The following is a 7,949-nucleotide window of genomic DNA, read 5'->3' on the forward strand; positions in this document are numbered from 1 at the left end:
TGTCATAGCATGGCAGTTGATGTTTTTTTTTGTGTTGCCGCGGCACCACGCCACATATACACATGCGCGCCCCCCCTTTCCCTCCCCGACGCTCTCCCGTTCGCCCCCCCTCCCGTCGTGGGGGCGGCCCACCCCCTCTTGGCGGCCGGACGCCCCCCCGCCCGTTTCCCCGCCGCGGCGGCCGGCCCGGACGCGGTCGCCGCGTTGCCGAACGCAGAGCCCTGCTCCGGACCAGCGGCCTCGGCCTCGGCCTGCGCGCGCTGCGCCCGTGCGGTCGCGGCCTGCTCGAGGCGACCGCGCTCGTCGCGCACCTCGACCTCGCCGTCGATCGACGGTGCCGAGTACTCGAGACCGGTCGCCTCGGACTCCCCGAGCCCCTTCGCCTCGATGACCGCGTTGTCGCCGTCCGACTGCACCTGGACCTCGAGGTTGAACAGGTAGCCGACCGACTCCTCGCGGATCTGGCCCATCATGCTCTGGAAGAGCGCGTAGCCCTCGCGCTGGTACTCGACCAGCGGGTCGCGCTGCGCCATCGCACGGAGACCGATGCCGTCCTTGAGGTAGTCCATCTCGTACAGGTGGTCCCGCCAGCGACGGTCGATCACCGAGAGGACCACGCGGCGCTCGAGCTCGCGCATGGCCTCGTCGCCGAGGACCTCCTCGCGCTGCTGGTAGGCGAGCTTGGCGTCGGACAGGATCTCGCGCGCCAGGAACTCACGCGTCGCCTTGCCCTTCGACCCGGCCTCGGTGATGACCTCGTCGATGGAGATCGAGATCGGGTAGAGCGTGCCGAGCTCGGTCCACATGGCGTCGAGGTCCCAGTCGTCCGGGGAGCCCTCGCCGGTGTGCGTGTCGATCACGTCGTCGATCACGGCCTTGAGGAACGACTGCGCGCGGTCGTTGATGTCGTCGCCCTCGAGGATGTGGCGGCGGTCGCTGTAGATCGCCTCGCGCTGCCGGTTGAGGACGTCGTCGTACTTCAGGACGTTCTTGCGGATCTCGGCGTTGCGGCCCTCGACCTGCGCCTGGGCGGACCGGATCGCGCGGCTGACGAGCTTGTTCTCGATCGCCATGTCGTCCGGCACGTTCGAGCGGCCCATCAGGCTCTCGGCGGCACCGGAGTTGAACAGGCGCATCAGGTCGTCGGTCAGCGACAGGTAGAAGCGGCTCTCACCGGGGTCGCCCTGACGGCCGGAACGGCCGCGCAGCTGGTTGTCGATGCGGCGGGACTCGTGCCGCTCCGTGCCGAGCACGTACAGGCCGCCGGCCTCGCGGACCTTGTCGCCCTCTTCCTCGACGGTCTTCTTGACCGCGGCGAAGACGTCGTCCCACGCGGCCTCGTACTCCTCCGGCGTCTCCGTCGGGGACAGGCCCTTGTCGTGCATCTCCTGCACGGCGAGGAACTCGGAGTTGCCGCCGAGCATGATGTCGGTACCGCGGCCGGCCATGTTCGTGGCGACCGTCACCGCGCCGAGTCGACCTGCCTGGGCGACGATCGCGGCCTCGCGTGCGTGGTTCTTCGCGTTGAGGACCTCGTGCTTGACGCCCTTCTTCGCGAGGAGCTTCGACAGGTACTCCGACTTCTCGACGCTCGTGGTGCCGACGAGGACGGGCTGGCCCTTCTCGTGGCGCTCGGCGATGTCGACGGCGACCTGCTCGAACTTCGCCTTCTCGTTCTTGTAGACGAGGTCGGTCTGGTCGATGCGCTGCATCGGCTTGTTCGTCGGGATCGGGACGACGCCGAGCTTGTACGTCGACATGAACTCGGCCGCCTCGGTCTCGGCGGTACCGGTCATGCCGGAGAGCTTCTGGTAGAGGCGGAAGTAGTTCTGCAGCGTGACGGTCGCGAGGGTCTGGTTCTCGGCCTTGACCTCGACGCCCTCCTTCGCCTCGATCGCCTGGTGGATGCCCTCGTTGTAGCGACGACCCATCAGGATGCGGCCGGTGTGCTCGTCGACGATGAGCACCTCGCCGTTCATCACGACGTAGTCCTTGTCCTTCTTGAACAGGGCGACGGCCTTGATCGAGTTGTTCAGGAAGGAGATCAGCGGCGTGTTCGCCGACTCGTACAGGTTGTCGATGCCGAGGTAGTCCTCGACCTTCTCGATGCCGGGCTCGAGGACACCGACGGTGCGCTTCTTCTCGTCGACCTCGTAGTCCTCGCCCGGGATCAGGCGGGTGGCGATCGACGCGAACTCGGTGAACCAGCGGTTCGCCTCGCCGGAGGACGGACCGGAGATGATGAGCGGCGTGCGGGCCTCGTCGATGAGGATCGAGTCGACCTCGTCCACGATCGCGAAGTAGTGGCCGCGCTGCACCATGTCCGACGCCTGCCACGCCATGTTGTCGCGCAGGTAGTCGAAGCCGAACTCGTTGTTCGTGCCGTAGGTGATGTCCGCCGCGTACTGCTCGCGGCGCTCGGACGGCGACTGGTTCGCGATGATGCAGCCCGTGGTCATGCCGAGCGCACGGAAGACGCGGCCCATGATCTCGGACTGGTACGACGCGAGGAAGTCGTTGACGGTGATGACGTGCACGCCGCGCGACGGGATCGCGTTCAGGTACGCGGCGGTGGTCGCGACGAGGGTCTTGCCCTCACCGGTCTTCATCTCCGCGATGTTGCCCAGGTGCAGGGCCGCGCCACCCATGAGCTGCACGTCGAAGTGCCGCATGCCGAGGGTGCGCTTGGCCGCTTCGCGGACCGCGGCGAACGCCTCGGGCAGGAGGTCGTCGAGGGACTCCCCGTTGGCGTAGCGCTCGCGGAGTTCCTTCGTCTCGTCCTGGAGCTCCTCGTCGGTGAGGCTCGCGAAGTCGTCCTCGAGGTCGTTGATGGCCGAGGCGTACGCCTTCAGCCGTCGGAGGGTGCGTCCTTCGCCGATGCGGAGGACCTTCTCCAGCACGTTTGCCACGTGAGCTCCTTACGGGGTCGTCGCGCGCGACCTGCGCGATCCGAACAGCCAGTCATGCTAGCAACCCGGCAGAGCCGTGCGCTGGGAGACGGACGGGCGTGCGCGGTCCGCAGACCACGCACGCCCGTGTCATGCCGAGGGGTCGTTCACGCGACGGCGGCCGAGCGGCTCCGCTCGTCGTCGGCGGTCGCGGCTCCGGCGTCGGTGCCGGTCTCGCCGTCCTGGTCGATGCCGATCACGCCGTAGTCCCAACCCTTGCGGCGGTACACGACGCTCGGGCGTCGGGTCTCGGCGTCGACGAACAGGTAGAAGTCGTGCCCGACGAGCTCCATGCGGTAGAGCGCGTCGTCGACGGTCATCGGGGCCTCGGCGAAGACCTTGTGGCGGATCACCACCGGCGAGTAGACCTCGGCGTCGTCGTCGTGCGACTCCTCCACCACGGGGACGGCGCCGGTCGCGACGGTCTCGATGAGCCGTCCGTCGGCCGGTGTCACGCCCATGTGCTCGAACCCGGTCCCGGCGGCCTCGGCCACCGACGTCGGGCGGTGGCGTCCCCGGTGCACCTTGCGGCGGTCGCGCGCACGGCGCAGGCGCTCGGTGATGCGGGCGAACGCCAGGTCGAACGCCGCGTACTTGTCCGAGGCGGCGGACTCGGCCCGCACCAGTGGCCCGGGACCGATCAGGGTGAGCTCGACGCGGTCTTCACCCCCGGAGCCCCCGGACTTCTCGTTGTGGCGGCTGAGGCGCACCTCGAAGGCGAGGGCGCGGTCGGCGAGCACGTCGATCTTCTCGGACTTCTGTTCCACGTAGGTGCGGAATCGATCGGTGACCCCGACGTTCCGGCCCGTGATCGTCACGTCCATGTGGCGGCTCCCATCCGTACTTCGGCGCGTCGCCTCCATCCGGCGATCCCGAACGCCTTGCCGCGAGGCTAGACCCCGCGACGAGGTGGCGTCACGGCCGACCGGCGGATCCGACCGGACACCCACCGGACGCTCAGCCGTCACCGTCCGGACACCCGGCGTCCACACGGCGACCCGGCGGCAGGCCGCGGGCCGCGGCGGGCAGTCACTCCTCGACCTCGGCGAGCGCCACGCACCGCACCACCCGACCCCCGGCCGCCCGGACCGCGCGCACCGCCTCGGCCATGGTGACGCCCGTCGTCACGACGTCGTCGACCACCACCACGTCGCGGCCCGACACGTGCGCGGCGCGGAGGGTCCCCACCGTGGCCTCGACCCGTTCGAGTGCGGTCCGTCCCTTCTGCCCGTGGGCGGCCGGGGTACCGGACGAGTACGGCCCTCTCGTTCCCCGACACGGCCGGCGGTCCCGCCGGAGCGCACCCCGCGGCGCACGGCAGGAGCGCCGTCGTGCCGCGTGCGCCCGGCGCAGCAGCAGGACGACCGGGTCGAACCCACGACGCCGGGCACCGGTCCGCGACGGGGGCACCCGGACGAGCAGCGCGCCCGGGACGTCGGCCAGCGCGCGGTCGACGAGCGCGCCGAAGCGGGGCGCGAGCACCGGCACGAGGTCGGTCCGGCCACGCAGCTTCAGTTCGAGGACGAGTGCCCGGACCGTGTCCCGGTAGGCGAAGGCCGCGTCGAGCCGGACCCCGGCGACGAGGCGTCGTCGCAGCGGTTCCGCGTCGAGGGCGTCACGGCAGGTCAGGCACACCGCGCGGTCAGGAGCGCCGCACCCGGGACACGTCACCGGGAGCACGAGTCCGAGCAGGGCGAGGACGGCGTCCGCCCAGGCACCGGCCGGGGCCCCGGTGCGCCGGGGACGGGAGTTCGTCGAGGACATGCGTCCATCGTGGGGACGGATCGTCGGACCGGGCGGGGCGACGAGGCGGACGGTGGACGCGCCTCCAGGCCGTGCCGCCTGTGCAGGGACGGCTGCGGTCAGCGCTGCGTGCCGAGCACGTCCGCGGTGACGCCCGTGGTGTCCCAGCGACCACCCGTGGACTGCAGGACCGTCCCGTCCGACATCCGGAGCAGCACCGAGCCGCCGCTGCCGCCGGTGACCGACACGGCCGTCCCGTCCGGCTTCGGCAGCGTCGTCGACTGGCCGCCGACCGTCGACCGGACGACCTCGGGTCCGGTGTCCGTCTGGCCGACCGACACCACGTCGCTGTCGTTCACCCACGCCGCACCGACGGCGTCGCCGGTGGCTGCCTGCACGCGGACGGGCGACCCGAGCCCGGTGGGTGTGCGGTCACCGCTCCGGACGATCGCCATCACGTAGAGGGCCGGCCCGTCCGACGTCTCGATGAGCGCGAGGGCCCGGGTGGAGTCGCGGGACACCTGGAAGGACACGAGGTTGCCCAGCGGCAGCGTCGTGGCGATCGGGTGCGGGTCCCCGCCGAGTCCGTAGGCGGTGACCCTGCCGGTGTCGCCGCCCTGGCCGACCCAGACGAACCCGAGGTCGTCGAGGGTGGGCGGGACGAGTCCCTGGGTCGCGTCGATGCGCAACGCGTCCCGGCCGCGCACGACGACCACACCGCTGGCGTTGCCGACCGCGGCGACCGTGCCGGAGCCCGAGAGCGAGAACGACCGGGGGTCGAGGGCGGCGATGGTCGTGCTCGTGTCGCCGCCGAGTCCGGCGACCCGACCGTTGGTCGTCGCGTACCCGACCTCGTCGTCGTGGTCGACGAGGGGGCGCGGGTCGACGTCGGGGTTGAGCCGCGCCTGCGTGCCCTGCTGCTCCGGCACGGCGAACGGTGCCCCCTCGTTCGTGATCGAGACCGACGACACCGAGGCGACCGACGCGAGGGACCGGGTGAGCTGCTCGCGCATCCGCACCCGGTCGTCGTTGCTCGCACGCAGGGCGTCGCTCGACAGGTCGACGAGGGCGGAGCCGTTCTCGATCGTCACCGCGTTGAGCGAGAGCTGCGTGCCCTCGGGGAAGGCCGAGACCACCGCGCCCTTGAGCCAGTCGGACGGTCCGGCGAGCAGCGCGCTCGCGATGCGCGTGCTCGTGGACGACCGGGCGAGGAACCACCGCTCGTCCGGCACCAGGTACCGGTACGTCGGGTCGAAGAAGTAGAGCGCGTGCTGCTGGAACTGCGACTCGAAGCTGACCGGGGTGAGGATGATGCCGTCGGGGGCGTAGGCGATGCGCCACTCGCCGTCCTCGCGGACGAACTGGAAGGTCAGGGTCGACGTCGTCGGCCGGACCGCCTGGGTGTACTCGCCGTCGGCGTCGACGGTCGCGCTGGCGGTCAGCGTGTAGGTGAGCTCGCGGTCGGCGACGCGCTCGATCGCGCCGCTCCCCTGCAGGACGGTGACGCCGCGGCGGGGGTTCCACTTCTCGGCGAAGCCCTTCGCGAGGAACTCGCGTGCGGTGCCGTAGTCGTCCTGCGCACCGGTGCCGGCTGCGACGAAGCCGCGCAGGATCGCGGTCTGGTCCGCGCCGGCGACCGGTCGGTCCGGGCGGAGTTCGAAGCCGGAGATCGCCTCGTCCTTCACCGACTGCCCGGTGCGCACGCCGCCGCCGGTCGGGATCGCCGCGCACGCCGTCAGGGCGACGACCGTCAGGGCCGCGAGCGTCGTCGCCACCAGGGTCCGGAGTCGTGCACGCATCAGCGGTCCTCCCGGACGGCGCGTGGTCCGTCGTAGGTCTCGTCGAGCTCGGGCAGCGGGATCGCCGACGTCGCCGTGCCGAGCGCCTCGCCGCGCGGCAGCGTCAGCACGAACGTCGAGCCCTCGCCCGGGCGCGACCAGACGTCGATCCGACCGCCGTGCAGGTTGGCGTCGCCGAGCGAGATCGCGAGCCCGAGCCCCGTGCCGCCGATGGTGCGCTTGCGGCTCGGGTCGGCCCGCCAGAACCGGTCGAAGACCCGGGCGGCGTCCTCCGGGGGCATGCCGACGCCCTGGTCGCGCACGGCGATGGCGACGGAGCGGGAGTCGCTGTCGACGACGACCTGGACCGGCTTCGCGTCACCGTGCTCGATCGCGTTGCCGACGAGGTTGCGCAGGATCCGACGGATGCGCTTCGCGTCGAGCTGCATCGTGGTGTGGCCGCCGGGGGTGACGAGCTGCAGGTCGACGCCGGCGCGGTCGGCGAGCGGCTGGAACTCCTCGACGATGTCGGCGGCGAGCGCCGCGGGTACGACCGGCTCGGTGTCGAGCTGCACTGCCTGGGCGTCGTAGCGCGAGATCTCGAGCAGGTCGGCGAGCAGCAGCTCGAAGCGCTCGACCTGCGCGTGCAGGAGCTCGGCGGAGCGACCCACCGACGGTTCGAAGGCGTGTCGGGAGTCGTAGAGCATGTCGCCGGCGAGACGGATGGTGGTCAGGGGCGTGCGGAGCTCGTGGGAGACGTCGGACACGAAGCGCTGCTGCACGCGGGAGAGCTCGGCCAGCTGGGTGATCTGCCGGCTGACCGCGTCCGCCATGTCGTTGAAGCTGCGCGCCAGGATCGCGATGTCGTCGTGACCGCGGACCGGGATGCGTTCGTCGAGTCGTCCGGCGGCGATCTTGCGGCTGGTCTCCGCAGCGCCGCGGATGGGCACGACGACGAGCCGCACCACGAGCGAGGTGACGAGCGCGATGAGGACGATGAGGGCGACGCCGCCGACGGAGAGCGTCTGCGACACGAAGTCGAGGGTCTGCTGCGCGTCGGACAGGTCGTACACGATGTAGAGCTCGTACTGCCCGGCGCTGGGGACCTGCAGGACGGACCCGACCGCCAGGCCCGGTTCGCGCCGGCCGCCGTCGTCGAGCTGCACGGGCTGCAGGCTCAGCCGACCGGTGTCCTTCGCGACCTCGCGTCGCAGCGCGTCGGTGATGACGGCGTCCGGGAAGTCCTGGCTCGCCAGGTTCTGCAGCGTCTGCGGCGTCGACTGCCCCGGCGTCCGCTCGATGGCGATGCTCGTGCCGCCCGGGCTCGTCGTGTTCGACAGGATCGCCTGCTGCGCCTCGCTCTGCAGGGTCTCGAGCTCGGTCTGGTTGTTGTCCTCGGCCGCGGTGGCGGCGTCGAAGATGCCCTGCGCGACGATCGTCGCTCGGGCCGACTCGGACTCGATCTGGTCGCGACGCTGCG

The 7,949-nt window shown here is 71.2% G+C and carries 5 protein-coding genes; all 5 read right to left on the bottom strand.

Annotated elements, in window-relative coordinates:
- Positions 1 to 2 precede the first annotated feature (2 nt).
- Complete coding sequence (secA, locus tag D8M35_RS14305) at positions 3 to 2,909, bottom strand: preprotein translocase subunit SecA (RefSeq protein WP_174234757.1); 2,907 nt, start codon at positions 2,907 to 2,909, stop codon at positions 3 to 5.
- A 146-nt stretch (positions 2,910 to 3,055) separates the two neighbouring features.
- The gene (gene raiA / locus D8M35_RS14310) at positions 3,056 to 3,772 is read right to left on the bottom strand and encodes a ribosome-associated translation inhibitor RaiA (RefSeq protein ID WP_126892452.1); all 717 of its coding nucleotides are present in this window, start codon (positions 3,770 to 3,772) and stop codon (positions 3,056 to 3,058) included.
- Between the two features lie 205 nt (positions 3,773 to 3,977).
- The gene (locus tag D8M35_RS14315) at positions 3,978 to 4,712 is read right to left on the bottom strand and encodes a ComF family protein (protein ID WP_126892453.1); all 735 of its coding nucleotides are present in this window, start codon (positions 4,710 to 4,712) and stop codon (positions 3,978 to 3,980) included.
- Positions 4,713 to 4,810: 98 nt separating this feature from the next.
- Positions 4,811 to 6,490 (bottom strand): GerMN domain-containing protein, encoded by a 1,680-nt coding sequence (locus D8M35_RS14320; protein WP_126892454.1) that lies wholly within the window; start codon positions 6,488 to 6,490, stop codon positions 4,811 to 4,813.
- A partial coding sequence (gene mtrB, locus D8M35_RS14325) for an MtrAB system histidine kinase MtrB (protein WP_148113385.1) occupies positions 6,490 to 7,949 on the bottom strand: 1,460 nt, incomplete at its 5' end. The genes D8M35_RS14320 and mtrB, both read right to left, overlap by 1 nt.

The organism is Curtobacterium sp. HSID17257 (genome assembly GCF_003989515.1).
Lineage (GTDB): Bacteria > Actinomycetota > Actinomycetes > Actinomycetales > Microbacteriaceae > Curtobacterium.